Raw genomic sequence first — 25,981 nt, 5'->3', positions numbered from 1 at the left:
CCCAACTCCTTGAAAAAGAACACAATATAAAAAGCGGCACAGCTTCTGCTCTATGCCTTGCAGCGCTGTTTAGGGTCAGCGCCACAAAACAAGGAATGATGCCGTGGCAACTCTCAATCAAGGCTCGCTGAGCCTGCTGCTGATCAGCTGTGTACTCAGCGCCAGTGTGAGCGTGCCGGCCCTGGCCGAAAACGGCGTGATCGTCACCGGGCGCAACGTCCAAGGCCATATGGCCGGGCGTTCCTCCTTCGGCCCGGACCCTTATCCCTCTACGGCCAATGCCAATCCTGGCGCGCAGATTCTGCGCGCCACGGCTAACGGCGAACTCAACGATAACGACTTCGCCGGGGTCAGCAGCGGGTCAAGCATCACACGCTCCATCCTGCCCAATGGCACCCTCCCCGGTTTGAGCACCACCCATGGCAGCAGCGCCTCCGGGCTGGGTGCCGGCGCGGCGGCGGGCCATAGCGGCGGCGGCAGCCTGGGCGGACAGATCAGCGGGACGATCCAGCGTGGTATGGCCCCTCTGAACAACCTCGGCAGCCTGATGGGAGGCCAGAAATGAAGCACGCATGGCTGATCCTCGCCCTCCTCGGTTGCACCAGCGCGCTGGCCGACAGTAACAATCATGCGCTGATCGACAGTTCCGGCCAGCAGTACAGCGGCGTCGCCTCTGTCAATCAGGCCGCCGGCAACCAGCAACAACAGATCAATAGCCGCGCAATCGCGGTGGGTGGCCAAGCCACTGACGCACTGGTGCAGCGGCTCGACGGCAAGGTCGACCCGGCCCTGAATGCCAGTGCAGCGATCCAGGGCTCATCGTTCAGCAACGGCAACGGTGTACTGGGTGTCAACCAGTCGGCCGGGGCCAACAACCAGGCAATCAATGCGGTGCGGATCAGTATCAACCCTGGCCCGCAAAGCATCGATGACAGCGTCCTGTCGCAACAGAACATGACGCTGTTACCAGACTCCCGATCCGCCTCTACCACTGGCAGCCGCCAGGTCGTGACCAGCGACCAGGCCTTCACCGGCAGCCGTGGAGTGGTACAGGTGAATCAGAGTGCAGGGGTGGGGAACCGTGTGGCTAACACCCTGGGTATCACGATCAAGTAAGCGCTTGATCGGTGTTTGCAAGACCGTACCAACACTTAACCAACCAATTAGAAGCAAGGAGATACACCATGAAACCTACAATGGCTCTCAAACCACTGGTTTTTGCTCTGGCTGCGCTCATGGCTGTTGCTGCACAAGCGGGTAATGAAGATAAGTGGAAGCCAACCCCGGCCCCTAGCGGCACCGTTGCTGCGGTCGTGACCGACTCTCAACTGAGCAAAGACAACAAGTTCGACGACACCAAAACCAACAACGACGCCTCAGCCAACCACTCGCTGAACAACAGCGACGGTAACCTGGGGGCCAACGTTGCCGCAGGCAGTGGTAACCAACAAGACAACAGCGCAGCCATTACCAGCAGTGCTGCCAAGGATGCCCTGGCCGTTTTCGCGATCGTAGACGTCGAGCAAACGTCCAAAAACAACAAGTTCACCAACAAAGGCACGCAAAACGATGCTTCGCTGAACAACTCGGCGAACAACAGTTCGGGTAACGTGGGTGTCAACGTCACCGCAGGTCAAGGCAACCAGCAGAAAAACAACCTGGCAATCGTAACCTCCGACGGCAAAAACATTGGCGCTGCGGCCGTCACCAGCCAGGAATCGCTGAACAACACCTTCCTCAACACCGCATCGGCCGGCAAAGGCTACGGCAACTGGGGCAAGACCTACGTCAACAACGATGCCTCGATCAACCACTCGGGCAACAATGCTTCCGGCAACATCGGCATCAACGTGTCTGCGGGCTCTGGCAACCAGCAATCCAACTCCCTGTCCCTGGGCAGCGGTTGCACCCAGTGTGCAGCGGGCAGCGGCGTACGCTTCTGACCTGATGCAGAGGGCCTTGGCAACAAGGCCCTTTTTTATTCCCGTGTCCAACAGGTCATTCGATCATGCGCCTCGCGACCTTGTGCCTGCTGTTAATGCTCACCGGCCCGTCCTGGGCAGGGCAAATGGCGATTTCCGCCATGCCCGGCGGTGCGCTGGTCTTCAAGAAAGTCGAGAGCATCCGCGAGCGGCGGTTTGCCAACCTGGTGGAACAAAAAACCGATTTCAGCTGCGGGGCCGCAGCACTCGCCACCATCCTGCGCCAGGGCTACTGGCTGGATGTCGATGAGGAACACGTCATCAAGGGCATGTTGGTCAACGCCGACCAGGACCTGGTACGCACCCAGGGCTTTTCCATGCTGGATATGAAGCGCTACCTCGAAAGCATCGGCATGCGGGCCCGGGGCTACAAGATCGGGCCGGACACCCTGACCACGGTGAAGATCCCGGTGGTGGTGCTCTTGGATATCCGTGGCTACAAGCACTTTGTGGTGATGCAACGTGCCGAGAAAGACTGGATCTATATCGGCGACCCGGTACTGGGCAACAAGCGTTACTCGCGGGACGATTTCCTCGCCGGATGGAATGGCATCGTGTTCGCCGTGCTCGGTGAAGGCTACGACAAGGCCAACGCCCTGCTCGACCCGCCGATACCGTTGACCGCCAAGAGCAAAATGAACGAGTTCCGGCCCGTGGGCGATGCCGAGCTGATGGACTTCGGTTTCATCCAGAGCGACTTCTTCTAGAAGCGCCATCAGGAGCAGGAAGCTCCAGGAGCAGATGATGAACACTTACCGTTGGCTGACGGTCCTGTGCCTGGCAGCCTCAATGCCCGCTTATGCAGCCTCGGCGTTCAAGCCGATTGAAATGAATGACGCGGAACTGGCCCAACTGCGCGGCCGTTTCGTGATGCCGGGGCGGATTGTCAGCTTCGGCATCGTGATGAGCACCACTTGGACCAACGCCGCCGGTGATACCAGCACCGTCAAGGCCAACATGCAGATCGACGCCTCCACCATCACGCCGCAGTTCTACGTGCAGACCACCGGGGAAACCGGCAAGGGCGGCGACCGCCCCACGGGCACCGGCACGGTCATCGGCGGCTCCGGGCTGGGTACCGGCAGCGGCGTGACACAAACCGTCCGCGCCGCTGGCGATGGCAATACCGCCTATAACAACGTCGGGATCAATGTCAGTGAAAACGGCCTGGCGCCCGCCAATCTGGTGCAGTCGGGCCAGGTACTGGTCGCCGGTGGTTCTATCTCCGGCAATAGCGCCGCCGGCAAAGTCAGTGTCTCGGCCAATAACGGCGGCCTGCAGATGGCGATCCAGGCCAACCATAATCAGGGTAGCGCCGTACAGCAAATCGGCGGCGGTAATGTTCTGCAAGGCACAATTTTGCAAGGCAACAGTAACTTCGTAAACAACATGACCCAACTCAATGTCGTGCTGGGTAATAACGGTCTAAACAACGTGGCTTTGAACTGTAATCTGGATCAACTCAAGGGCCTACGCACGCTCGGTTATTGAACTACGCTGACCCTCGACACTTACGCATTAGAAAAGGACGGCTTATTTCATGCATCGAACGTTATCGCTACGCGCCGTTGTTTGTTTAAGTACGATCTTGCCAGCGAGTTTGTTGTACGCAGCGCCAGACGCCGATATCGAAACCCTCAAACAGGAACTTCTGGAACTCAAGCAACGCTATGAAGTACAACAAAAAGCCCTGGCGGTCCTGGAACAACGGGTACGCCAGGTAGAAGACCAGCCCGCGACACCTGCGCCCAAGCGCCTGGCCAAGTCGCCAGCCGACTTCAAGCAAAGTGGCAGTACCGTGGCCGCCGGCGGCAGCTCCTATGGGCAGGCGCTCAAGGATGATTCGGCCCCGGCACAAAGTGTCAGCAACCTCTATAACGAGGCCAGCGGCTTCTTCGGCAATGGCAAGTTCAGCGTTGAGACGGGCATTACTTACGCCCGCTACGATGCCCGGCAATTGACCCTCAATGGCTTCCTGGCGCTGGACTCGATCTTCCTGGGCAATATCAACCTGGACCGCATCAAGGCCGATAACTGGACCCTGGACCTGACGGGCCGCTATAACGTCGATAACCGTTGGCAGTTCGATGTCAACGTGCCGGTGGTGTACCGCGAATCGACCTATCAGTCCGGTGGCGCAAATGGCGGCTCGGGCACGGCAACTTCCGAGGAATCGGTCAGCCGCGATCCCACCATCGGCGATGTCAACTTCGGGATTGCCTACAAGTTCCTCGACGAGTCGGCGACGATGCCCGATGCCGTGGTGTCGGTACGGGTCAAGGCGCCAACCGGCAAGGAACCGTTCGGGATCAAACTGGTGCGCTCGCCCTCCAATACCAATCTCTATGTGCCGGAGAACTTGCCGACCGGCAACGGCGTCTGGTCGATTACCCCGGGGATCTCCCTGGTCAAGACTTTCGATCCGGCGGTGCTGTTCGGCTCACTCTCCTACACCCACAACTTCGAGGACTCGTTTGACGATATCAGCTCGACGGTCAACGAAAAAGTCGGCGGCAAGGTCCGCCTGGGCGACAGCTTCCAGTTCGGGGTTGGCGTGGCGTTTGCCTTGAACGAGCGTATGAGTATGTCGTTCTCGGTGTCTGACTTGATCCAGCGCAAGAGCAAGCTCAAGCCCGACAATGGCGATTGGCAGTCGATTGTGTCCAGTGACGCCAATGCCGGCTATTTCAACGTCGGCATGACCATCGCCGCCAGCGAAAACCTGACGATTGTGCCCAACCTGGCCATCGGCATGACGGATGACGCGCCGGACTTTACCTTCAGCCTGAAATTCCCGTACTACTTCTAAAAGCAAGAGAAGGAAAAGCCCCGCCGCGATAAGGGTCGCGACGGGGCTTTTTTACCCGCCCTAGCGGATCTGGTGTTTGTGCAGCAACCGGTAGAAGGTGGGCCGGGACACCCCCAGCACCCGGGCGGCGACACTCAGGTTGTCGCTATGCCGGTTCAGCACATCGCACAGCGCCTGGCGTTCGGCGCGGTGCTTGTAGTCTTCCAGTGTCGCCATGGGCAGCACGATGGCCTGCCGGCTTTGCAAGCCCAGGTCGGCCGCTTCGATCTGTCGCCCTTCGGCCAGTACCAGGCCGCGCCGTACCCGGTTGGCCAGCTCGCGCACATTACCCGGCCAGGCATGCTTGCCCATGGCGATCAGGGCATCTTCGCTGAAGCTGCGCGGGCGGCGGCCGGTCTCATGGCTGTAGAACCTGGAAAAATGATTGGCCAACATGCCCACATCGCCATGGCGCTCACGCAGCGGCGCGGTCATCACTTGCAGGACATTGAGCCGGTAGTACAAGTCTTCGCGGAAGGCGCCCTTCTCGATAGCGGCTTCCAGGTCGACGTGGGTCGCGGCCAATACCCGCACATCCACAGGGATCGGCTGGCTACCACCGACGCGCTCGATGTGTTTTTCCTGGAGAAAGCGCAACAGGTTGGCTTGCAACTCCAGCGGCAGGTCGCCGATTTCATCGAGGAACAAGGTGCCGCCATTGGCCGCCTCGATGCGCCCGATCTTGCGTTGATGGGCGCCGGTAAAGGCGCCCTTTTCATGGCCAAACAGTTCGGACTGGATCAAGTGTTCTGGAATAGCCCCGCAGTTGATCGCCACAAAAGGCTTGGCGTGGCGCTGGGATTGGCGGTGCAGGGTCTTGGCCACCAACTCCTTGCCAGTGCCGCTGTCGCCACGGATCAAAATCGGCGACTCGGTAGGTGCCAGTTTCGCCAGCAGTTTGCGCAGCTCGCGGATCGGCCGGCTGTCACCCAACAGCTCATGTTCCGGCGCATTCACCTGGGCCGCACCTTTGCCTCGCAGCCTCGCCATGCCAAAGGCACGCCCCAGGGTGACCTGGACCCGCGACACGTCGAACGGCAAGGTATGGAAGTCAAAAAACCATTCACACACAAAGTCGCCGACATTCTGCAGGCGCAACATCTCGGGGCTGAGCACAGCGATCCATTCCGTGCCGCTGCGGCTGATCAGCTCCTTGACCGCTTCGGGGCGCTGCAGGTGAAAAGGCTGCAGGCGCAACAAGCCGACGTCACAGGTCCGCTCGCCCAGGGCCTCCAGGGCACAGCTGTCGGTATCCCAGCCAGCCGCCTGCAAACCAGGCAATAACTGGTGGCAATCATCACAAGGGTCGACCACAAGCAAGCGACGCAGGGTTGGTGTAACAACCATGACTGTTCCTTGGCGTCAAAATCATTAAAGTTATTAAGAAACAACAGTTTGGACGAGCTGCTCATAACCCTAGCAAGATCTTGACACTCCCCTTGTATCGTTTCGCGATAAAACCATCACCGATACAGCATTTGGCGATCAGCCCCCCTCAATACATGCGACTTCAATCTTTCATTGACCTTTCAAAATCACGCCTTACATGACGTTAATCACGAAAAGTTGAATTTTCTTGCTCTAACATGTGACCCGTACCCTGTCATCGTGCATCAGTACAGGTACTAGCCGAACGGTAAGCCCAACCGACGGCACATCTTTTGATTGGGCACTTAGAGAGAAGACCCCATGAACGCCCCGCTCCGTATCAACGAAGCTCTTTTGATCGCAGACCGTGCTTTCCAACCCTTTCACTGCGTGGCCTGGGCCCCACAAGACGGGACTGGCGAACTGAGCCTGACCGTGATTGACCGCACCGAAAAGCGCATCGGGCGCAAACAGATTCCTTGCAGCACTTATTCCGACCCAAAACAATTGGAAACCCTGCTGCTGCAAGCCCGCGCCGAACTCAATGGCGAAGGTTATCAACTTCAATCCTGGGCAATGCCCAAGTAAGTTAATGCAGCCACTGCGACATACCGTCGCTTCTTAATATTGGCTGCAACTTGTTAAGACGACTAAACCCGTGGCGCGTGAGTTCGATCCTCGTCACGGGTTTTGCATGCCTGACACTTTGGTTTCGCTCTTCTTTATATAGCCGCCAGGCCATGTTCACTTGATCTTCCGGTGGGCATCGGGCACTTTGCGCGCTTCTCGCCCCCAGGAGCACCCCATGTCCGGTTCAATGGCCCAGGCCTTCGCCCATAACTTCCTTGGGCACTCGCCCCGTTGGTACAAGGCCAGCATCCTCGCGTTCCTGATCCTCAACCCCCTGGTGCTCTGGGCTTTCGGCCCGGTCGCGGCCGGCTGGTTGCTGGTGGCGCAATTTATTTTCACCCTGGCCATGGCGCTGCACTGCTACCCACTGATGCCCGGCGGCCTGTTGATGGTCGAGGCGCTGTTGCTGCGCATGACCACGCCCCAGGCACTGTACGACGAGCTGCTGCATAACTTCCCGGTGATCCTGTTGCTGATGTTTATGGTGGCCGGCATCTACTTTATGAAGGACTTGCTGCTATTTCTGTTTTCACGCCTGCTGCTGGGCGTACGCTCCAAGGCGCTGCTGGGGTTGATGTTCTGCTTCTTGTCGGCTTTCCTGTCGGCCTTTCTCGATGCCTTGACCGTGACTGCGGTGATTATCAGCGCCGCCGTGGGCTTCTATTCGGTGTATCACCGGGTGGCTTCAGGCAATGATCCACGCCAGGACAGCGCGTACAGCGACGACCATCACCTGCCCACCTTGCACCACGCCGACCTGGAGCAGTTCCGTGCCTTCCTGCGCAGCCTGTTGATGCACGGCGCCGTTGGCACTGCCCTGGGGGGCGTGTGTACCCTGGTGGGCGAACCGCAGAATTTGTTGATCGGCCACGAAATGGGCTGGAATTTCAGCCAGTTTTTCCAACAGATTGCCCCGGTCTCGCTGCCAGTGCTGGCGGCGGGCCTGGTCACCTGCGTGCTGCTGGAAAAGCTGCGCTGGTTTGGCTACGGCACCCTGCTGCCGGACAACGTGCGCCAGGTACTGGCCAACTACGCCCGTGAGGACAACGCCGAGCGTACCCCGCGCCAGCGGGCGGCGCTGCTTGTCCAAGGCCTGGCCGCACTGATCCTGATCGCCGGCCTGGCCTTTCATATCGCCGAGGTGGGCTTGATCGGCCTGCTGGTGATCGTGCTGATCACCGCCTTCACCGGGATTACCGAAGAGCACCGCATCGGCAACGCCTTCAAGGACGCCCTGCCCTTTACCGCCTTGCTGGTGGTGTTTTTTGCGGTGGTCGCGGTGATTCATGACCAACAGCTGTTTACCCCGCTGATCCAGTGGGTGCTGGCCCTGCCCGCCGAACAACAACCGGGCATGCTGTTTATTGCCAACGGCCTGCTGTCAGCCATCAGCGATAACGTGTTCGTGGCAACGATCTATATCACCGAAGTCAAGCAGGCGTTTGTATCCGGCCATATGAGCCGCGAGCATTTCGAGACCCTGGCCATTGCGATCAACACCGGGACCAACCTGCCCAGCGTGGCGACACCCAATGGCCAGGCGGCGTTCCTGTTTTTGCTGACATCGGCGATTGCGCCGCTGATCCGCCTGTCCTACGGGCGCATGGTGTGGATGGCGCTGCCGTACACCGTGGTGATGGGCGTGCTGGGCTGGTACGCGGTCAGTTACTGGCTGTGAAGGATAAACCGCTCAATCGCTTGGGCCGCGCCGTCCTCGACATTGCTGGCGGTAACCACATCGGCCTGACGCTTGACCGCCTCTTCGGCCTGGCCCATGGCAATCGATAACCCGGCCACCTGGAACATCGCCGGGTCATTGCCGCCATCGCCGATAGCCGCCGTCTGCTCCAGCGCCACCCCAAGGTGAGCGGCCAGGGTTTTCAGGGCATCGCCCTTGTTGGCCTGCATCGCCGTGATATCGAGATAGACCGGCTGCGACCGCGACACCTGGGCCAGGCCCGTGACCTTGGGCTGCAACTGTGCCTCCAGCTCAACCAGCAACGCCGCATTGGTGCTGGCCGCGACGATCTTGTCGATCCGCCCCAGGACCGGCTCGAAACTCTCCACCACCACTGGCGCATATCCCAAGCCGTGCTGCTCCCGGGGCACCATGGGGCCCGTGGGGTCTCGCAGCAGCCAGTCGCCATCGGCAAACACCCAGATTTCCACCTCTGGCTGATCGCTTAACAGCGCCAAGGCGATCAACGCCGCCTCTGCGGGCAAATGGTGCGCAACCAGGATGCTGCCATCGGGGTTGACCAAGGTGCCGCCATTGAACCCTGCCGTGGGCACATCGACGCCCAGGGCTTCGATCTGCTGCAGCATGGCCCTGGGCGGCCGCCCGGTGGCCAGGCTGAAAAACACCCCGGCCTCGCGCAATGCCCGCACCGCATCAATAGTGCGCTGGCTCAAACTGTGATCGGGCAACAGCAAGGTGCCGTCCATATCACTCAATACAAAACGGATGGGTTGGATCGCGTCTTCACTCATCCGAGGCGATGCCAGGCGCGGCCATCGCGGGCCAGTAGCTCATCGGCCGCCGCCGGGCCGTCTTCGCCGGCCTTGTAGGCCTGGATCCCGTCGTCTGCCTGCCAGGCATCGAGAAACGGTTGCACCGCACGCCAGCCGTTTTCGATGTTGTCCGCGCGCTGGAACAGCGTCTGGTCACCGGTCAGGCAGTCGTAGATCAGGGTTTCGTAGCCGGTGGAAGGCTGCATCTCGAAGAAGTCCTTGTAGGCAAACCCCAGCTGGATGTTGGCCATGTCCAGGGTCGGCCCGGGCTTTTTCGCCAGCAGGTCGAACCACATGCCCTCATTGGGCTGGATCTGGATCTTCAGGTACGTCGGCTTGACTTCATCGACCTCGGTGTCGCGGAACTGCGCATAGGGCGCCGGCTTGAAGCAGATGACGATTTCGGTGTCGCGCACGCTCATGCGCTTGCCGGTGCGCAAGTAGAACGGCACGCCGACCCAGCGCCAGTTATCGATCATCACCTTCAGCGCCACAAAGGTCTCGGTGCTGCTGTCCGGGGCCACATTGGCTTCTTCCCGGTAGCCCGGCAGCGCCTTGCCGCCGATCTCGCCGGCGGTGTACTGGCCACGCACCGAGTTGGCCCGCGCATCTTCCGGCGACCAGGGGCGCACGGCCCCGATCACCTTGGCCTTCTCGCCACGCACCGCGTCGGCGCCAAAGGCCGCCGGCGGCTCCATGGCAATCATCGCCAGCAACTGGAACAGGTGGTTGGGCACCATATCGCGCAGGGTGCCGGTGTTTTCAAAGAAACTGCCCCGGGTTTCCACACCGACCGTTTCCGCAGCGGTGATCTGCACGTGGTCGATGTAGTGGTTGTTCCAGAACGCCTCGAACAACACGTTGGAGAAACGGCTGATCAGAATGTTCTGCACCGTTTCCTTGCCCAGGTAATGGTCGATCCGGTAGATCTGCTTCTCGCTCATGACCTTGAGCAGGCAGGCGTTCAGGGCCTCGGCCGTGGCCAGGTCGGAGCCAAATGGCTTTTCGATCACCACGCGGCGGAAAGCCTCGGGGCTTTCCTCCAGCAGGTTGGCCCGCCCCAGGCGCTGCACCACTTCACTGAAGAAGCGCGGCGCGGTAGCCAGGTAGAACACTGCGTTGCCCGTGCCGCTGTCGGCGATTTTGCGGGCGATGTCGGCATAAGTGCCGTCATCCAGAAAGTCGCCCTGCACGTAGCTGATGCCCTTGGCCAACTGGGCCCACAAGTGTGGGTCCAGTGCATGCTCGGCATTGCCCTTGACCTTGCTCGCCGCTTCGCTGCGGATGAAGTCTTCGAGTTTCTTGGCGAAGTCGGCATCGCTGATAGCGTTGTGATCCACCCCGACAATCCGCAGGCCCTCGCCCAGCAGGCCATCGCGACTGAGGTTGTACAGCGCCGGCATCAGCAGGCGCTTGACCAGGTCGCCATGGGCGCCAAACAGGAACAAGGTAGTGGGTGGAGCGGGTTCGGCCTTGGGTTTCTTGCCGTTGACCGTCATTTTTTGGAAGTCTCCACATGGCCGCCGAAGCCAAAGCGCATGGCCGACAGCAGTTTGTCACCGTAAGTGCTTTGCTGGCGCGAGCGGAAGCGGGCGAACAACGAGTTGGACAGCACCGGCACCGGCACCGATTGCTCCATGGCCGCTTCGATGGTCCAGCGCCCTTCGCCGCTGTCAGCCACGGAGCCTGAGTAACCGTCGAGCTTGGGGTCGGTCGCCAGGGCATCGGCGGTGAGGTCCAGCAGCCAGGAAGAGACGACGCTGCCGCGACGCCAGACTTCGGCGATATCCGCCACGTTCAGGTCAAAGCGCTGTTCTGGCGGCAGGTTTTCCGAATTCTTGGTCTTGAGGATGTCAAAGCCTTCGGCAAAGGCCTGCATCATGCCGTATTCGATGCCGTTGTGGATCATCTTCACAAAATGCCCGGAGCCGGCCGGGCCCGCGTGGATGTAGCCACGCTCGGCACGGTCGTCGGTGGCGGTGCGGTCCTTGGTGCGCGGGATATCGCCCAGGCCCGGGGCCAGGGTGGCGAAGATCGGGTCCAGGTGCCTGACGGTCTCGGCGTCGCCGCCAATCATCATGCAGTAACCGCGTTCCAGGCCCCACACGCCACCGGAGGTGCCGACATCGATGTAGTGCAGGCCTTTTTCCGCCAGGGCCTTGCCGCGACGCACGTCATCTTTATAGAAGGTGTTGCCGCCGTCGATGATCACATCGCCGGGTTCCATCAGTTCGCTCAGGTCGTTGATCGTGGTTTCGGTGGGCTCGCCCGCCGGCAACATGACCCAGACGGCCCGTGGTTTTTGCAGGCCGGCGACCAGGGCGGCCAGATCGGTAACACCGGTCGCGCCCTCGTCGCTCAAGCCTTTGACGAATGCTTCATTGCGGTCGTAGACCACGGTGGTATGCCCATTGAGCATCAAGCGGCGCGCAATATTCCCGCCCATGCGGCCTAGTCCGATAATCCCCAGTTGCATGTATTGATGCTCCCAACTACAAAATAAAAAATGTGTGACACAGTTTATAGCGCAATGACCCATTAGTCCGGCGCCAATCGCACAAGTTTCATCACAAAAATGGCCATCGTTTCACCATTACTGGCTGAAAAGTCACAGCGACCTTGAAAAATAAAAAAGTTCCCTTGCACAGAAAAAGAAATCAGAATTGCCCCTGACTCCTGCCGAGGGCCTCGATTCAAGCGCTCTGGTACCGCGATACACCGGCTATTTGCGAGGTAAGCAATGCGCACTGCACAGATGACACGCCCGCCACAGACCCTTTACGTCACCGTCCGCCGCGACGAGCTGCGCCAGTTGAAAGACGAGCGTGAGCAGTTGCAGCAGGAAGTCATCCGCCTGCGTGCGCAATTGCAGGCCCAGCTCACGAATCAAGCCATCACCTGCTAAGCCCCTGGTCCAACTCACAAACTTTTCACCAGCCCTTCCCGATAATCCCCCGCCAGAACGCCGCCTCACGCATGGGCGTTGGCGACCGGGACAATTATTGGGTTGGAGCGCTGCATGGCGATGTTCAAACGCAGCACGAAGTCTGCAAAAGGGTTTGATTGGGCCGGCCTTGGCTGGATGTTCCTGTTTTTCTGGTATTTCTCCGGCATTACTCAACTGCTGATCCAACTGACCGGCACCTCCGGCTTCAGTGGGTTCCGCCAGGCGTTCTTCATGAGCGCGCTGTGGTTGGCGCCGATGCTCCTGTTCCCGCGCCGCGCCCGGCTGCTCGCCGCGTTGATCGGTGTGGTGCTGTGGGCCTGTTCCATGGCCAGCCTGGGCTATTTCTTTATCTACCAGCAGGAGTTTTCCCAGAGCGTCATCTTCATCATGTTCGAGTCGAACATCTCTGAAGCCGGCGAATACGCCACCCAATACTTTGCCTGGTGGATCGTGCTGGCCTTCATTGCCCACACCGCCCTGGCCATTTTCCTCTGGACCCGCGTGCGCCCGGTCTATCTGCCCAAGGCCCGGGCGATGGTCGCGGCGACGGTCATTGTGCTGGCGATTGTCGGCTACCCGCTGGTCAAGCAGATCGCCACCAACGACACCCTGGAGCGGGCCATCGATGGGTTTGAAACCCGTGTCGAACCTGCCGTGCCGTGGCAGATGATCGTCGCCTATCGCCGCTACACCCAACAGTTGAACAACATGCAGGGCATGCTCGATAACGTCAGCAAGATCCCGCCCCTGAGCAACTTCAAGGACAGCATGGCCGGCCAGCCGTCGACCCTGGTGCTGGTGATCGGCGAGTCTACCAACCGCCAGCGCATGAGCCTCTACGGCTACCCGCGCAAGACTACCCCGGAGCTGGACAAGCTGCGTGACCAACTGGACGTGTTCGACAACGTCATCACCCCGCGCCCCTACACCATCGAGGCGCTGCAACAGGTGCTGACCTTTGCCGACGAAGAGCACCCGGACCTGTATCTCAAGACCCCGTCCATCGTCAGCATGATGAAACAAGCCGGCTACAAGACCTTCTGGATCACCAACCAACAGACCATGACCAAGCGCAACACCATGCTCACCACGTTCTCCGAACAGGCCGACGAGCAGGTGTACCTCAACAACAACCGCAACCAGAACGCCCGCCAGTACGATGGCGACGTGCTGGAGCCGTTCACCAAGGCCCTCGCCGACAAGGCTGAGCGCAAACTGATCGTGGTGCACCTGCTGGGCACCCACATGAGCTATCAGTACCGTTATCCGCCAAGCTTTGACACCTTTACCGACCGCCAGGGTGTCCCGGACGGCGTGAACGACGACCAGTTGCCCACCTACAACAGCTATGACAATGCGGTGCTGTACAACGACTTCGTGGTGTCGAGCCTGATCAAGGACTACGCCAAGACCGACCCCAACGGTTTCCTGCTGTACCTCTCCGACCACGGCGAGGATGTGTTCGACTCGGCCGGCCACGGCACCCTGGGTCGTAACGAGGGCAAGCCGACGGCGCCGATGTACACCATCCCCTTCATGACTTGGGCCTCGCCGAAGTGGCGCGCCACCCACGACTGGAATATGCAGGGCGATGTGCAACGGCCTTACAGCAGCTCGCAGTTGATTCACACCTGGGCTGACCTCGCCGGCTTGAGCTTCGACGAGCTGGACCGCAGCCGCAGCCTGGTCAGCGACAGCTTCAAGCCACGGCCGCTGCTGATTGGCGATCCCTACCAACGTCCGCAAAAGGCCCTGATCGACTTCAGCCTGATCAAGCCCAAGGCCAGCACTGTGCCGGCCAACGTCGTCGTGCAGTAGTGTTTGAAGGCTCGGATTTCAGGCGTGCAACGCGCTACAGTCCGGGCCTTTCGCCTTAATGGACATGGGGCCTGTCCGCCAGCCCCTTGCAGCCCTCAATCGGCGCTGCGTGCCCATGGTTCTTGAGTGAACCGCTTCGCCAGGTATTCGATAAGGGCTTGCACGCGTGCTGGCCGACTGCGCCCTGGTGGCGTCACGATGTGCAGCGCAATGGGCTCCACTTCCCAATCATCCATGACTGTTTCCAGCGCTCCCGACTGCAGACCCGACCAGACCAGGAACTCAGGCTGTAGCGCCACTCCCAGTCCGGCCAACAACGCCGGTGTCAATGCCTCGGCATTGTTCACATGCAGATTGGCAAGCATGGCTTGCGCGAATTCGCCATGTTGCTTATGCCGAAAGTGCCAGGTCGTCCCGCTGCGTGAATACGCATATTGCAGTGACTTGTGCCGGATGAGATCACTCGGATGCTGCGGTCGTCCGTGCTGCTCGAAATAGGCCGACGAGCCGACCAGCAGGATGCGTACGCGACACAGACGGCGTGCCAACAGACTCGAATCGACGAGGTTGGCGATTCGCAGCGCCAGATCGAACCGCTCGGCCACCAGGCCCACCTGCTTGTCGTTGAATTGCACGTCCAGCTCCACATCGGGGTTTGCCTGCATGAATTCTGGCAAGATCGGCGCCAGGCGCGAGATCCCAAACGACATCGGCGCCGAAACCCGGATCAAGCCCCGTAGGCTGTTGGACTGTTCCGTGACTTCAGCTTCGACCGCTTCACCTTCTTCAAGAATGCGAGAGGCACGTTCCTGTGCGGCATAACCACTTTGCGTCAGGGTCATGTTACGAGACGTACGATGAAACAGCATGGTCTTCATGCGTGTTTCCAGGCGTTTGATAGCCTTGGAGACTGTCGCCTGCGACAAAGACAGTTCTGCGGCGGCCCGGGCAAACGAACCCACTTCCGCCACTTTGGCGAAGATCGCCCAAGCTTCCAGATCAGGTAATTTTTTCATCGCAGTTTCCGAAAGAATTAATCTCGATTAGTGAATAACCTTACTATTTTTGCCGCCCAAAACGCGTCCAATAAGGCATCAAGAATGGAAAGAGTGGAATTCCACTTGCTCTATTTCGACGGCCCTAAAGCCTCTCTAGACTGCTCAAAGCCAAACTTTGTTCGCCTTGGGAAGACGCATGCGGGCTACTCCATACACCTCCGAGACCGTCGTCCCCCACCAGCGCCCCTTTGGGCGAGCACGAGTACGGTGGATGCTAATGCACGGCCAGACGCGCAAATGGCATAGCACCTCCTTACGGCATTCCAGCCTGATTTCGCTGCTGCTGGCCTCGTTCGTCACCCAGGCCCAGGATGCGCGCCCCGCCTTCGCCAAAACCCGCTACAGCGAAGACTGGTCGTTCCTGCGCGATCCCGCACAGCGAGCCGATGCTCTGGACGGGTTGAAATACATTGCGCTGAACACCGATGGCAGCCATTGGCTGTCGCTGGGCGGTGAGGTGCGCTGGCACTATGACTACACCGGTAACCCGGCGTGGGGCGGCGACCCGCAGGACCCGCGAGGTGTCCTGCTCCAGCGTTACCTGCTGCATGGTGACCTGAGTCTGGGCAAGCGCCTGCGCCTGTTCGGGCAACTCTACAGCGCCCTGGAAAGTGGCAGGGCCGGTGCCACGACGCCGATTGACGAGAACCGCCTGGATCTGCAACAAGCGTTCGCCGACATCACGTTGAACGATGGCTGCGATTGCGCCCCGGTGCTACGGGTCGGTCGCCAGGAAATGGCCTACGGCTCGTCTCGACTTATTGACGTTCGCGAAGGTCCCAATGTGCGCCGCACCTTCGAAGGCGCACGCTTGCTGATCCAGGCCGGAGCCTGGCGCGCGGATGTCATCGCCACGCGGCCGGTACGCGCACAGATCGGTAACTTCGACGACCGCATCGACCGCGATCAGGCACTGTGGGGCTTGTATGCCTCCCATCCGGCCTCGACGCAGTTGCCATTGGGCAGTGCCTTGGACATTTATTACCTCGGTTATCGGCGCCAGTCGGCACGTTTCGATCAGGGCATTGCTGATGAGCAGCGCCACACCCTCGGCGCACGCCTATGGGGCGCAAGCCTTGGCTGGGACTGGAATTGGGAACTCATCGCCCAGGGCGGGCGCTTTGGCAAGGGTCGCATCGCCGCCTGGAGCCTGTCAGCCGACACTGGCTACACCTGGTCGACCGCTCGCGGTCAACCGCGGTTCGGGCTGTCGGTCAATGCCGCCAGTGGCGACAAGGATCCGGACGATAATGACCTCCAATCGTTCAATGCACTGTTTCCACGCGGCAATTATTTCTCTGAACTGGCGCTACTGGGGCCGCGCAACTTCGTCAATCTGCATCCGAGCCTCAGCTTCCAGCCGACCGGCTCTGTCACGATGACAGCAGACGTCGATTTTTTCTGGCGCTTGCAGACCCAGGATGGGGTGTATACGCCCGGTAGCGGTCTGTTGCGTAGCGCTCAGGGGAGCGACGCGCGTTTTGTCGGCACCGAACTGTCGTTCAACACCCGGTGGGATATCAATCGCAGGCTGTCCTTGACTGCGATCTATTCGCGCTTCTTCCCTGGCCGTTTCATTCGTGAAACCGGGCCGGCAAGCGATATCGACTATGTTGAATTCACCCTGCAAGCAAAGTTCTGATGACCAATGACCCTTGAATAAGCACCTACTTGTTTATGACAGGATGATTAAAACAACCCTGTCAGAAATGGAAAGTGTGCAATTCGATCTGCCTGATTCTGGATGAAAAATATAAGACCTAGACTCGGCTCATCACCTGAAGGAGAAAACCATGTCCAACAAGTATCTTGAATTGCTAACCCCGCAGAACAGCCAGGTCATTTTCATCGACCAGCAGCCGCAGATGGCCTTTGGCGTGCAGTCAATTGACCGTCAGGTCTTGAAGAACAACGTCGTCGCACTGGCCAAGGGCGCCAAGACGTTCAAGATCCCGACCACCATCACCACGGTGGAGACTGAGGGCTTCTCCGGCAATACCTACCCGGAACTGCTGGCGGTGTTCCCGCAGAACAAGATCCTGGAGCGCACCTCGATGAACTCCTGGGACGACCAGAACGTACGCGACGCGCTAGCCGCCAACGGCCGTAAGAAGATCATCGTCTCGGGCTTGTGGACCGAGGTGTGCAACACCACTTTCGCCCTCGAAGCCATGCGTGACGGCGACTATGAAATCTACCTGGTGGCCGACGCTTCCGGCGGCACATCCTCAGATGCCCATAAGTATGCTATCGATCGCATGGTGCAGGCTGGTGCAGTGCCGGTGACCTGGCAGCAGGTGGTGCTGGAATGGCAGCGCGACTGGGCTCGCAAGGAAACCTACGACGACGTGATGGCCTTGGTCAAAGAGCACTCCGGCGCCTACGGCATGGGCGTGGATTACGCCTATACCATGGTTCACAAGGCTCCAGAGCGCGTGCAGCATGGCGAGCGTATCGGCCCCAACCCGGTCAAATAAGACGAGCATCCAAGTACCGGGGGTAGACCGCTGCCCGGTGCTGGATATTTATGCGGCCTTACGCTTGCTGTGCATCCACTCTCTTGTCCGAGGTGAAAATGAAGCTCTATGTCTTGTCCCTTGGCGCCGGTTTGCTCGTTGGCCTCATTTACAGCCTGTTGAGCGTCCGCTCTCCCGCGCCACCGTTGGTGGCACTAGTCGGCCTGCTCGGCATCCTGATCGGCGAGCAGGCCATTCCGGTCGGCAAGCAGTTATTGAGCGGAACCGCTTTCAGTACAGCCAGTGAGAAGCCTCAAGCCACTGACCAAGCCTTAAGTCAGTTGCCCGGTCACCATGGGAAGGACAACGCGGCCGAAAACAAACAGGCGTGATCGCCTCAGCCATTTCATAGCGCCCGATCCAAGGAGCAACCACCGTGTCCCATTCTTATCCTGACGCTATTTTTTTCAACGGCCAGATCACTACACTGGACCGCAGCAAACCAGTTGCCAGTGCCGTGGCTGTCCAGGCCGGCTGTTTTGTCGCCGTCGGCGACGACCAGGAAATCCTCGCACTGGCCGGTGCTCGTACTAAATGCATCGATCTCAAGCGCAAACATGTGCTGCCCGGCCTGCTCGACAACCATACCCATATGGTGCGCGGCGGTCTGAACTACAATCTGGAGCTGCGCTGGGACGGCGTACGCTCGCTGGCCGATGCGCTAGAGATGCTCAAGCGCCAGGTTGCCATCACCCCGGTCCCGCAGTGGGTGCGCGTGGTGGGCGGCTTTACCGAGCAACAGTTCGTCGAGAAGCGCCTGCCGACACTCGCCGAGATCAACGCGATTGCGCCGGACACCCCGGTTTTCCTGCTGCATCTGTACGACCGCGCCCTGCTTAATGGCGCCGCGCTACGCGCCACAGGCTATACCAAAGACACCCCGGCGCCCACAGGTGGCGAAATCGTCCGCGATAGCAACGGCAACCCCACTGGCCTGCTACTGGCCAAACCGAATGCGACGATCCTGTATTCCACGCTGGCCAAGGGGCCGAAGCTGCCGCTGGAATACCAGATCAACTCCACCCGTCACTTCATGCGCGAACTCAATCGCCTGGGAGTGACCGGCGTGATCGACGCCGGCGGCGGCTCCCAGAATTATCCTGAAGACTACGAAGTTATCCAGAAGTTGGCCGATGACGGCCAGATCACCGTACGCCTGGCCTACAACCTGTTCACCCAGAAACCCAAGGAGGAAAAAGAGGACTTCCTCAACTGGACTAAATCAGTCACCTACAAGCAGGGTGACGACTACTTCCGTCACAACGGCGCTGGCGAAATGCTGGTGTACTCGGCTGCCGACTTCGAGGACTTCCGCGTCGAGCGCCCGGACATGCCACCACAAATGGAAGTCGAGTTGGAAGAGGTCGTACGCATTCTGGCGCAGAACAAGTGGCCCTGGCGCCTGCACGCCACCTATGACGAAACCATCTCTCGTGCGCTCGACGTGTTTGAGAAGGTGAATCAGGATATCCCCTTGCAAGGTCTCAACTGGTTCTTCGACCACGCCGAGACCATCTCCGAGCAGTCCATCGACCGCATTGCGGCCTTGGGCGGCGGCATCGCCGTACAGCACCGCATGGCCTACCAGGGCGAGTATTTCGTTGAGCGTTACGGCACCCGCGCTGCCGAGGCAACCCCACCGATCAAACGCATCCTGGAAAAGGGTGTCAAGGTCTCGGCCGGCACCGACGCCACCCGCGTGGCCTCATACAACCCATGGGTGTCACTGTCCTGGATGATCACCGGCAAGACAGTCGGCGGCCTCGGTCTTTATCCACGGGCCAACCTGCTCGACCGCGAGACAGCGTTGCGCATGTGGACCGAGAACGTTGCCTGGTTCTCCAACGAAGAAGGAAAACGCGGTCGCATTTCGGTAGGCCAGTTCGCCGACTTCATCGTGCCGAGCAAAGACTTCTTTGGCATCTGCGAGGATGAAATTTCGTTCCTGACCTCGCATTTGACCGTGGTCGGCGGCCGTGTGGTCTATGGCGAGGGGGAGTTTGCCGAGCATGACGACAACCCGCTGCCACCGGCGATGCCCGACTGGTCGCCGACACGCACCTTCAAGGGCTATGGCGCCTGGGGCGAGCCGGACGGTGCCGGCAAGAACTCCCTGGCACCGCAGCACGCGCAGGCGGTTGCTTCCTGCGGTTGTGCCAGCGCCTGTGGCCTACACGGGCATGACCATGCGCGGGCCTGGGGTTCGCAGACGCCGGTGTCCGACCTCAAGGGTTTCTTCGGTGCCCTGGGTTGCTCCTGCTGGGCCGTATAAGCGCGCTCTAGATCAACGTTCGTTATGCCTGATCGCGAACTGGCCACCCTGTGCGGCCAGCTTGCCGTTTATTCGTGTTAATTCCCACTTAACAAGTTTCCTACAGACTCTTCCCTTAAATCTGATCAGAGATGGTGCAGATACCGATCACTTTTAATGGGAATCTATGCAATGAAACTTTCAACCTTGATGCTTGCCGGCCTGATGAGCCTGACTTCCGTGGCCGCCTTCGCCGAAGGTGGCTCGGATCGCGTGAAGGAGTATTTCAACGACTTCAGTTTCAGCCAGAAGCAAATCCACGACGATGCCGAACACACGGCGTCGGTCGATACCAAGGATGCCAAATCCGGTTCTGTCGAACAGGCGCAGGACACTGAACAACCCAAGAGCTGATGCCCTACTGATCGTTCCCACGCTCCGCGTGGGAATGGCTCCTGGGACGCTCCGCGTCCCGCTCTCAAGGGCAAACGCAGAGCGTCCAGGGCAGCATTCCCACACGGAGCGTGGGAACGATCAGGCAGACGTAATTAGAGGGCTTTGCTCCAGAACAACATGCGGCCATGGGCCGGGTCGAAGATCGAGTCATCAAACCCGAACTTGCGATACGACGCCTGCGCCACTGGATTACCTTCCAGCACTTCCAGGGTGATCTTGCAGCAACCCCGCTGGCGGGCGATTTCCTCGACCTTCTGCAGCATTTTCTGGCTCAGGCCCAGGCCGCGGAACGGCTCCTTGACCACCACATCATGCACATTGACCAGCGGCCGGCAGGCGAAGGTCGAAAACCCCTCGAAACAGTTCACCAGCCCGGCCGGCTCCCCGCCGACAAAGGCCAGCACACTGAAGGCATGGGCGCGCTTGGCCAGCTCTGCCGGCAATTGTTGCAGCAGGTCGGCGGACAAGCCGTGGCCGCCGCCCATGGGGTCTTGTGCATAGTGATTGAGCAACAGGCCAATGGCCTCGGCATGTACAGGGTTGCTGTAGCTGGCTTGCAGCACCAATATTTCTGCGGCTTCCATTTCCTTCCTCGATAACGGCCCGGCAGGGATGAGCTCCCCGCAAAAGCTCGATTGTAAGCGCGGTGTAGGCGTTAGATGAAGGAGATTAGCTACAAGTTGGCGCGGGAAAAGGTCAACAGGTCGCCGGTTGTGCCCATGACCCGCCAGTCATCGTTGGTCAAAACGTTGCAACTGCATCTCCTGCAGACGACTGAGGGTGCGGCGGAACGCAAACGCCAGGTAACCCTCGGTGTATAGCGCGGCCAGAGGCACCTTGGCTTCGATGGATAATGGCACCTTCCGGTCGTAACACTCATCGACCAGAGCGATAAAGCGCCGCACACTGTCATCGTGCACGGACAACGCCGGCAACTCACGGTCGCCCGCCTCCACGCGCCGGGCACCATCCTCGGTGCCGCGGGCAATCCGCCCGGGACGTGTCGAAGCACTCAAACCGGGCACTTCGCCGAGTAAAATGGCGCGATAGCGATCACATAGCTGCATGAAATCCATGGCCGCCAGCGGTTGCTCGCACAGGTCGGCGTAGCGGCACCACAGGATGGTTTCGCTGGACTGCACCGTGACAATCGCCCGCGAGCCAACGATCACCGGTTCACTGCTGCGGGCCTGGCCCTGGCTCAACGCCTCAAAGACCCTGGCCAGCGCCTCGGGCTGGTCCACCCAATAGCGCTGCACGGCGGTGCCCGGGTGCAAACGGTGATCCTCCCGGCCGTCGACCGCCACCACCTGCATATGCGCCTGGATCGCTGCGATGGCCGGCATAAAGCGCTCGCGGTTGAAACCATCGGCGTACAACTGCCCCGGCGGCTGGTTGGACGTGCAGACCATCACCACCCCTTCGTCGAACATCACCTGGAACAGGCGCCCGAGGATGATCGCATCGCCAATATCATTGACGAACAGTTCGTCGAAACACAGCACCCGCACCTCCCTGGCCAATTCACGGGCCAGGGCTCGCAACGGGTCAGGAGTGCCGGTCAGCTGGAACGAGCGCTGGTGGACCCAGCCCATGAAGTGATGAAAGTGCTGGCGTCGCGCAGGCACCCGCAGGCTCTGGTAGAACTGGTCCATCAGCCAGGTCTTGCCACGGCCCACCGGCCCCCAGAGATAAACCCCGGTGACCGGCGCGCTGGCAGCTCGATGCAACGCCTCATGGCACACCTGCAAAGCGTTTACCGCCTGGCGTTGCGCAGCGTCGGCCACAAAACCATTGGCCAGGGCCTGTTGGTAGGCGACCAGTGGTGAGTCCGTCGTCATGCGAGGCTTTTGCTGACCACCTCAAACACATCGCTGGACAGCTCGCCCGAACCGCGGATGCGTTCCAGCTCAGCCTTCATCAATGCCTGGCGGGCGCTGTCGTATTTGCGCCAGCGGGTCAGTGGCGCCAACTGCCGCGAGGCAATCTGCGGGTTGAAGGCATTCAGCTCGATGACCAGGTCCGCCAGGAAGCGATAACCCGAGCCATCGGCGGCGTGGAAGTTGATCAGGTTCTGCCCGGCGAAGGCCCCCACCAACGCACGCACCTTGTTCGGGTTCTTGATATTGAACGCCGGGTGCTGCATCAGCGCCTTGACCCGCGCCAGCCCGCCCGGCAACACGCTCCCGGCCTGGACGCTGAACCATTGGTCCATGACCAGCGGGTTGTCCTTGAAGTTCTCGGCAAACACTTGCAGGGCCTTGGCCTTCTCGGCGTCGAACGGCGAGTTGACCAGCACCGCCAGTGCCGTCAGGCGCTCGGTCATATTGTCGCACGCGTCGAACTGTTCCAGGGTGGCGGCCAGCACTTCTGGCTTGCCGCTGAGCATCAAGTACGACAGCGCGATGTTCTGCAGGGCACGGCGGGCGAAGTGCTCGGCCGAGGCCACGTAAGGTGTGCGCCGCGACAGGTCGCGGTTGGCCTGGTAGCGCAGCCACAGGGCCTCGAACAACAGGTCGGCCAACTGCTTGCGCGCAAACTCGCGGGCGGCGTGGATCGCATCGACATCCGCCACTTCGCTGATTTCGGTGAGGTAGGCTTCGCCCGGCAACGACAACATTTCCGCGACCATGGCCTGGTCCAGGCTGTCGTCGCTCAACACGCTGCGCAATGCATTGACCAGCCGTTGATCCAGCACCAGGGCCTGGCCCTGCTGGTGTTGGCCGATCAGGTCCTGCAACACCTGCACCGCCAGTTGCTGGCCCGCCTCCCAGCGATTGAAACCATCGCTGTCGTGCTGCATCAGGAACATCAACTGGTCACGGCTGTAGGGGAAACTCAGCTTCACCGGCGCCGAGAAGCCCCGCAGCAGCGATGGCAATGGCTGTTCGGCAATATCAACGAAGGTGAACGTCTGCTCGGCTTGCGTCACCGACAACACCCGCGAGGTGCCCTGCGCCGCCGCTTCACCGGCCAGGCGCAACGGCAGGTCGGCACCATTGGCATCCAGCAGGCCCAGGGCCACGGGAATCACGAACGGCAGCTTTTCTACGTTGTCCGGGGTTTGCGGGCAGCTCTGACGGAAAGTCAGGCTGTAGGTCTTGGCCGCGGCATCGTAGGACTCGGTGACTGCCAACCGTGGCGTACCGGCCTGGCTGTACCAGCGCTTGAACTGGGTCAGGTCGGCGCCGTTGGCATCTTCCATGGCCTTGATAAAGTCGTCACAGGTCACGGCCTGGCCGTCGTGGCGCTCAAAGTACAGGTCGCTGCCTTTGCGGAAACCTTCGGCGCCGAGCAAGGTGTGGATCATGCCAACTACTTCCGAACCCTTTTCGTACACGGTCAGGGTGTAGAAGTTGGAAATCTCGATAAAGCTGTCCGGGCGCACCGCGTGGGCCATGGGCCCGGCATCTTCGGCGAATTGGTGGGTGCGCAGGTAGGCCACATCCTGGATCCGCTTGACGGTGGCCGAGTTCATGTCGGCGGAGAAGTGCGAGTCACGGAATACCGTAAAGCCTTCCTTGAGCGACAGCTGGAACCAGTCGCGGCAGGTCACGCGGTTGCCCGACCAGTTGTGGAAGTACTCGTGGGCGACGATGGCCTCGACCCGCTGGTGCGCAGCGTCGGTCGCGGTCTCGGCGCGAGCCAGCACGGCGCTGGAGTTGAAGATATTCAGGCCCTTGTTTTCCATGGCGCCCATATTGAAGTCGTTGACCGCGACGATCATGAAGATATCCAGGTCGTATTCGCGACCGTAGACCTCTTCATCCCAACGCATGGACTTCTTCAGGCTGTTCATGGCGTGCTGGCACTTGTCGATGTTTTCCGGCTCGACATAGATGCGCAGCGCCACGGTGCGCTGGCTCATGGTGGTGAAGGTGTCTTCGACGCACCACAGGTCACCGGCCACCAGGGCAAACAGGTAGGCCGGCTTCTTGAACGGGTCTTCCCAGGTCGCCCAGTGCCGGCCATCTTCGCCGGGGCCGCTGGCAATCGGGTTGCCGTTGGACAGCAGTACCGGATAGCTGTGCTGCTCGGCGATCACCGTGGTGGTGAACGTGCTCATCACGTCCGGGCGGTCCAGGTAGTAGGTGATCTTGCGAAAGCCCTCGGCCTCGCATTGGGTGCAGAACATGCCGCCGGACTTGTACAGGCCTTCCAGGGCGGTGTTGGTTTGCGGGTGGATGCGCACGCTGGTATCGACCGTAAAGGTGTCGCTGGTCGGGTGCAGGGTCAGGTGGCTGTCAGTCAACTGGTAGTCGGCGACGCTCAGCTCCCGGTCGCCCAGGGTCACGCTCAACAGCTCCAGTTGCTGGCCGTCCAGTACCAATGGCGGCAAGCCGGCGCCGCGCTCGGGATTGCGGCGCATCACCAGCTGCGCGTGGACCAGGCTATGGTCCTCGAACAACTCGAAGGTCAGGTGGGTCTCGTCGATCAGGTACTCGGGCGCCTGATAGTCCTTCAGGTAAATCATCTTCGGTTGTTCGGTGCGCATGCGTGAAATCCTTCTACTGATGCACGGCGAGCTGGTAAGCCGTGTATTTACGAATATTGATAACGCCGGTATCGAAGATCAGGTATTGGCCCTTGACCCCCAGCAGCGTGCCTTCGGCAATCGGGTTCTTGTCCAGGTTGAAACTGACGATCTTGGCCGGATAATGCTCCACCGGGTAGCGGATTTCGAGGGGCTCGATATCGGTTACCGGTTGGATGGCCTGCAAGCCAAAGCGTTCCTGCAATTGCAACAGGCCGTCGGCGCAGGAGATGAACAACTCGTCGCGCACCTGCGCAAGGTCCACCGCCACGGCATCGCCCTTGAGCAAGGCGCGCCAGTTGGTCTTGTCGGCGACCTGGCTGCGCAGTACATCCTCGACGAAGCCCGATTGCTGGCGTGTGGCCACGCGCATGATCGGCAATGCCTGGCTCGCGCCCTGGTCCAGCCAGCGCGTGGGCAACTGGCTGGCGCGGGTGATGCCGACCTTGATCCCCGACGAGTTCGCCAGGTACACCACATGGTCGGTCATGCAGAATTTTTCGCCCCAGGCCGGGTCGCGGCAGGTGCCGGCATCGAAATGGCAGCGCTCGGGGCTCATGATGCACAGGTCGCACTGGGCCAGCTTGGTCATGCACGGGTAGCAATAGCCCTGGCTGAAGCTGGTCTTGGTCTTGCGTCCGCAATGGGTGCAGTGGATCGCACCGAGGTATTCCAGGCGTATATGAGTGCCAATCAACGGGTTGACCGGCACCTCGCTGTCGCCCAGGCGAAAAGCGTATTGGACGGTCGGCGAACCCAGTTGCGCCGACATCTTGCTGACTGCACCACGGCCAATCTCAATCAATGGATGGCATCCGACTTGAACAGGATGTTTTCCACCGGGGTCGACTTCGATTGGCATTCCTGCGGGCCCATATAACCAGTGCGCTGGTCTTCCGGCAGGTTCTGCAGTTCCCAGGCGATCATCGCCTGCAACGACAGCTCGCGCTGTTCGGCAGTGAGCTTGCGGCCATCGGACCATTTGCCAATTTCCACGGCGAGCTTGAGGCTCTGGTAGATATCCGGGGTGATGTTTTCGATCATTTCAGCAAAAGAGGACAT

At 60.2% G+C, this 25,981-nt stretch carries 25 protein-coding genes; 15 read left to right on the top strand and 10 right to left on the bottom strand.

The features are described from left to right. Positions 1–103 precede the first annotated feature (103 nt). From AO268_RS21520 to AO268_RS21495, 6 genes are all read left to right on the top strand, one after another. Complete coding sequence (locus AO268_RS21520) at positions 104–565, top strand: hypothetical protein (RefSeq protein ID WP_099169776.1); 462 nt, start codon at positions 104–106, stop codon at positions 563–565. Beyond that, positions 562–1,116 (top strand): adhesin, encoded by a 555-nt coding sequence (locus AO268_RS21515; RefSeq protein WP_099169775.1) that lies wholly within the window; start codon positions 562–564, stop codon positions 1,114–1,116. The genes AO268_RS21520 and AO268_RS21515 overlap by 4 nt, the downstream gene beginning before the upstream one ends. A 68-nt stretch (positions 1,117–1,184) precedes the next feature. Further along, on the top strand, positions 1,185–1,943 hold the full coding sequence (locus AO268_RS21510) for a hypothetical protein (protein WP_099169774.1): 759 nt from the start codon (positions 1,185–1,187) through the stop codon (positions 1,941–1,943). 65 nt (positions 1,944–2,008) lie between these two features. Then, the gene (locus AO268_RS21505; protein WP_076961056.1) at positions 2,009–2,689 is read left to right on the top strand and encodes a C39 family peptidase; all 681 of its coding nucleotides are present in this window, start codon (positions 2,009–2,011) and stop codon (positions 2,687–2,689) included. Between the two features lie 37 nt (positions 2,690–2,726). Then, on the top strand, positions 2,727–3,473 hold the full coding sequence (locus AO268_RS21500; protein WP_076961057.1) for a hypothetical protein: 747 nt from the start codon (positions 2,727–2,729) through the stop codon (positions 3,471–3,473). 49 nt (positions 3,474–3,522) lie between these two features. Beyond that, positions 3,523–4,791, top strand: coding sequence for a hypothetical protein (locus AO268_RS21495; RefSeq protein WP_099169773.1), 1,269 nt, complete (start codon positions 3,523–3,525; stop codon positions 4,789–4,791). A 60-nt stretch (positions 4,792–4,851) separates the two neighbouring features. On the opposite strand, the gene AO268_RS21490 is transcribed toward AO268_RS21495, so the two are convergent. After that, the gene (locus tag AO268_RS21490; RefSeq protein WP_099169772.1) at positions 4,852–6,177 is read right to left on the bottom strand and encodes a sigma-54 dependent transcriptional regulator; all 1,326 of its coding nucleotides are present in this window, start codon (positions 6,175–6,177) and stop codon (positions 4,852–4,854) included. 342 nt (positions 6,178–6,519) lie between these two features. Here AO268_RS21490 and AO268_RS21485 point away from each other — a divergent pair, with 342 nt between their 5' ends. Next, on the top strand, positions 6,520–6,786 hold the full coding sequence (locus tag AO268_RS21485) for a hypothetical protein (protein ID WP_029291472.1): 267 nt from the start codon (positions 6,520–6,522) through the stop codon (positions 6,784–6,786). Between the two features lie 217 nt (positions 6,787–7,003). After that, on the top strand, positions 7,004–8,506 hold the full coding sequence (gene nhaB, locus AO268_RS21480; RefSeq protein ID WP_076961060.1) for a sodium/proton antiporter NhaB: 1,503 nt from the start codon (positions 7,004–7,006) through the stop codon (positions 8,504–8,506). On the opposite strand, the gene AO268_RS21475 is transcribed toward nhaB, so the two are convergent. From AO268_RS21475 to gnd, 3 genes are read right to left on the bottom strand one after another with little or no spacing between them, the layout of a single operon-like run. After that, complete coding sequence (locus tag AO268_RS21475) at positions 8,494–9,318, bottom strand: HAD family hydrolase (RefSeq protein WP_099169771.1); 825 nt, start codon at positions 9,316–9,318, stop codon at positions 8,494–8,496. The genes nhaB and AO268_RS21475 overlap by 13 nt on opposite strands. Next, entirely contained in the window at positions 9,315–10,838 is a 1,524-nt protein-coding gene (gene zwf / locus AO268_RS21470) for a glucose-6-phosphate dehydrogenase (protein WP_076961062.1), read from the bottom strand. Before zwf ends, AO268_RS21475 begins: the two co-directional genes overlap by 4 nt. Further along, positions 10,835–11,815, bottom strand: coding sequence for a phosphogluconate dehydrogenase (NAD(+)-dependent, decarboxylating) (gnd, locus tag AO268_RS21465; protein ID WP_076961063.1), 981 nt, complete (start codon positions 11,813–11,815; stop codon positions 10,835–10,837). Before gnd ends, zwf begins: the two co-directional genes overlap by 4 nt. 279 nt (positions 11,816–12,094) lie before the next feature. Here gnd and AO268_RS32785 point away from each other — a divergent pair, with 279 nt between their 5' ends. Beyond that, positions 12,095–12,244 (top strand): DUF6026 family protein, encoded by a 150-nt coding sequence (locus AO268_RS32785; RefSeq protein ID WP_222936214.1) that lies wholly within the window; start codon positions 12,095–12,097, stop codon positions 12,242–12,244. 114 nt (positions 12,245–12,358) lie between these two features. Next, entirely contained in the window at positions 12,359–14,104 is a 1,746-nt protein-coding gene (locus AO268_RS21460) for a phosphoethanolamine transferase CptA (RefSeq protein WP_076961064.1), read from the top strand. Positions 14,105–14,199: 95 nt separating this feature from the next. Here AO268_RS21460 and AO268_RS21455 read toward each other — a convergent pair whose 3' ends face one another. After that, positions 14,200–15,120 carry a LysR family transcriptional regulator gene (locus AO268_RS21455; RefSeq protein ID WP_099169770.1) on the bottom strand — a complete coding sequence of 307 codons (921 nt, stop codon included), beginning with the start codon at positions 15,118–15,120 and terminating at the stop codon, positions 14,200–14,202. A 259-nt stretch (positions 15,121–15,379) separates the two neighbouring features. On the opposite strand from AO268_RS21455, the gene AO268_RS21450 reads away from it, so the two are divergent. The 5 genes from AO268_RS21450 to AO268_RS21430 all read left to right on the top strand — a co-directional run bounded on the left by AO268_RS21450 (position 15,380) and on the right by AO268_RS21430 (position 20,343). Further along, the gene (locus AO268_RS21450) at positions 15,380–16,804 is read left to right on the top strand and encodes an alginate export family protein (protein WP_176561402.1); all 1,425 of its coding nucleotides are present in this window, start codon (positions 15,380–15,382) and stop codon (positions 16,802–16,804) included. A 151-nt stretch (positions 16,805–16,955) separates the two neighbouring features. Beyond that, positions 16,956–17,639, top strand: coding sequence for a hydrolase (locus AO268_RS21445; protein ID WP_099169768.1), 684 nt, complete (start codon positions 16,956–16,958; stop codon positions 17,637–17,639). A gap of 98 nt (positions 17,640–17,737) precedes the next feature. Next, positions 17,738–18,010: a XapX domain-containing protein gene (locus AO268_RS21440; protein ID WP_099169815.1), complete on the top strand. Its 273-nt coding sequence runs from the start codon at positions 17,738–17,740 to the stop codon at positions 18,008–18,010. 44 nt (positions 18,011–18,054) lie between these two features. Further along, positions 18,055–19,950 (top strand): amidohydrolase, encoded by a 1,896-nt coding sequence (locus AO268_RS21435; protein WP_099169767.1) that lies wholly within the window; start codon positions 18,055–18,057, stop codon positions 19,948–19,950. Between the two features lie 171 nt (positions 19,951–20,121). Further along, positions 20,122–20,343 (top strand): hypothetical protein, encoded by a 222-nt coding sequence (locus tag AO268_RS21430; protein ID WP_076961065.1) that lies wholly within the window; start codon positions 20,122–20,124, stop codon positions 20,341–20,343. 134 nt (positions 20,344–20,477) lie between these two features. Here the strand turns inward: AO268_RS21430 and AO268_RS21425 are convergent, their stop codons facing one another. From AO268_RS21425 to AO268_RS21405, 5 genes are all read right to left on the bottom strand, one after another. Continuing rightward, a complete protein-coding gene (locus AO268_RS21425; protein WP_076961066.1) occupies positions 20,478–20,969 on the bottom strand; it encodes a GNAT family N-acetyltransferase in 492 nt (163 codons plus the stop codon). A 147-nt stretch (positions 20,970–21,116) separates the two neighbouring features. Next, positions 21,117–22,226: a cell division protein ZapE gene (zapE, locus tag AO268_RS21420; protein ID WP_099169766.1), complete on the bottom strand. Its 1,110-nt coding sequence runs from the start codon at positions 22,224–22,226 to the stop codon at positions 21,117–21,119. Beyond that, entirely contained in the window at positions 22,223–24,880 is a 2,658-nt protein-coding gene (gene pepN, locus AO268_RS21415) for an aminopeptidase N (RefSeq protein ID WP_099169765.1), read from the bottom strand. The genes zapE and pepN overlap by 4 nt, the downstream gene beginning before the upstream one ends. A 13-nt stretch (positions 24,881–24,893) precedes the next feature. Beyond that, entirely contained in the window at positions 24,894–25,724 is an 831-nt protein-coding gene (locus tag AO268_RS21410; protein WP_076961069.1) for a DUF2797 domain-containing protein, read from the bottom strand. Next, positions 25,721–25,981, bottom strand: a complete 261-nt coding sequence (locus AO268_RS21405; protein ID WP_029291449.1) for a YeaC family protein — start codon at positions 25,979–25,981, stop codon at positions 25,721–25,723. Before AO268_RS21405 ends, AO268_RS21410 begins: the two co-directional genes overlap by 4 nt.

Source organism: Pseudomonas sp. ICMP 8385 (genome assembly GCF_002699915.1).
In the GTDB taxonomy this organism is placed as follows: domain Bacteria; phylum Pseudomonadota; class Gammaproteobacteria; order Pseudomonadales; family Pseudomonadaceae; genus Aquipseudomonas; species Aquipseudomonas gessardii.
Note: the sequence above shows the minus strand (reverse complement) of the source record. Positions and strands in the feature narration are given on the sequence as shown.

Coding starts and splice junctions, on each gene's coding strand:
- AO268_RS21440 (WP_099169815.1), top strand. CDS start 17,738: ATGAAGCTCTATGTCTTGTCCCTTGGCGCCGGTTTGCTCGTTGGCCTC.
- AO268_RS21505 (WP_076961056.1), top strand. CDS start 2,009: ATGCGCCTCGCGACCTTGTGCCTGCTGTTAATGCTCACCGGCCCGTCC.
- zwf (WP_076961062.1), bottom strand. CDS start 10,838: ATGACGGTCAACGGCAAGAAACCCAAGGCCGAACCCGCTCCACCCACT.
- AO268_RS21430 (WP_076961065.1), top strand. CDS start 20,122: ATGAAACTTTCAACCTTGATGCTTGCCGGCCTGATGAGCCTGACTTCC.
- AO268_RS21510 (WP_099169774.1), top strand. CDS start 1,185: ATGAAACCTACAATGGCTCTCAAACCACTGGTTTTTGCTCTGGCTGCG.
- AO268_RS21450 (WP_176561402.1), top strand. CDS start 15,380: ATGCACGGCCAGACGCGCAAATGGCATAGCACCTCCTTACGGCATTCC.
- AO268_RS32785 (WP_222936214.1), top strand. CDS start 12,095: ATGACACGCCCGCCACAGACCCTTTACGTCACCGTCCGCCGCGACGAG.
- gnd (WP_076961063.1), bottom strand. CDS start 11,815: ATGCAACTGGGGATTATCGGACTAGGCCGCATGGGCGGGAATATTGCG.
- AO268_RS21425 (WP_076961066.1), bottom strand. CDS start 20,969: ATGGAAGCCGCAGAAATATTGGTGCTGCAAGCCAGCTACAGCAACCCT.
- nhaB (WP_076961060.1), top strand. CDS start 7,004: ATGTCCGGTTCAATGGCCCAGGCCTTCGCCCATAACTTCCTTGGGCAC.
- pepN (WP_099169765.1), bottom strand. CDS start 24,880: ATGCGCACCGAACAACCGAAGATGATTTACCTGAAGGACTATCAGGCG.
- AO268_RS21490 (WP_099169772.1), bottom strand. CDS start 6,177: ATGGTTGTTACACCAACCCTGCGTCGCTTGCTTGTGGTCGACCCTTGT.
- AO268_RS21405 (WP_029291449.1), bottom strand. CDS start 25,981: ATGTCCTCTTTTGCTGAAATGATCGAAAACATCACCCCGGATATCTAC.
- zapE (WP_099169766.1), bottom strand. CDS start 22,226: ATGACGACGGACTCACCACTGGTCGCCTACCAACAGGCCCTGGCCAAT.
- AO268_RS21515 (WP_099169775.1), top strand. CDS start 562: ATGAAGCACGCATGGCTGATCCTCGCCCTCCTCGGTTGCACCAGCGCG.
- AO268_RS21445 (WP_099169768.1), top strand. CDS start 16,956: ATGTCCAACAAGTATCTTGAATTGCTAACCCCGCAGAACAGCCAGGTC.
- AO268_RS21485 (WP_029291472.1), top strand. CDS start 6,520: ATGAACGCCCCGCTCCGTATCAACGAAGCTCTTTTGATCGCAGACCGT.
- AO268_RS21460 (WP_076961064.1), top strand. CDS start 12,359: ATGGCGATGTTCAAACGCAGCACGAAGTCTGCAAAAGGGTTTGATTGG.
- AO268_RS21495 (WP_099169773.1), top strand. CDS start 3,523: ATGCATCGAACGTTATCGCTACGCGCCGTTGTTTGTTTAAGTACGATC.
- AO268_RS21500 (WP_076961057.1), top strand. CDS start 2,727: ATGAACACTTACCGTTGGCTGACGGTCCTGTGCCTGGCAGCCTCAATG.
- AO268_RS21455 (WP_099169770.1), bottom strand. CDS start 15,120: ATGAAAAAATTACCTGATCTGGAAGCTTGGGCGATCTTCGCCAAAGTG.
- AO268_RS21475 (WP_099169771.1), bottom strand. CDS start 9,318: ATGAGTGAAGACGCGATCCAACCCATCCGTTTTGTATTGAGTGATATG.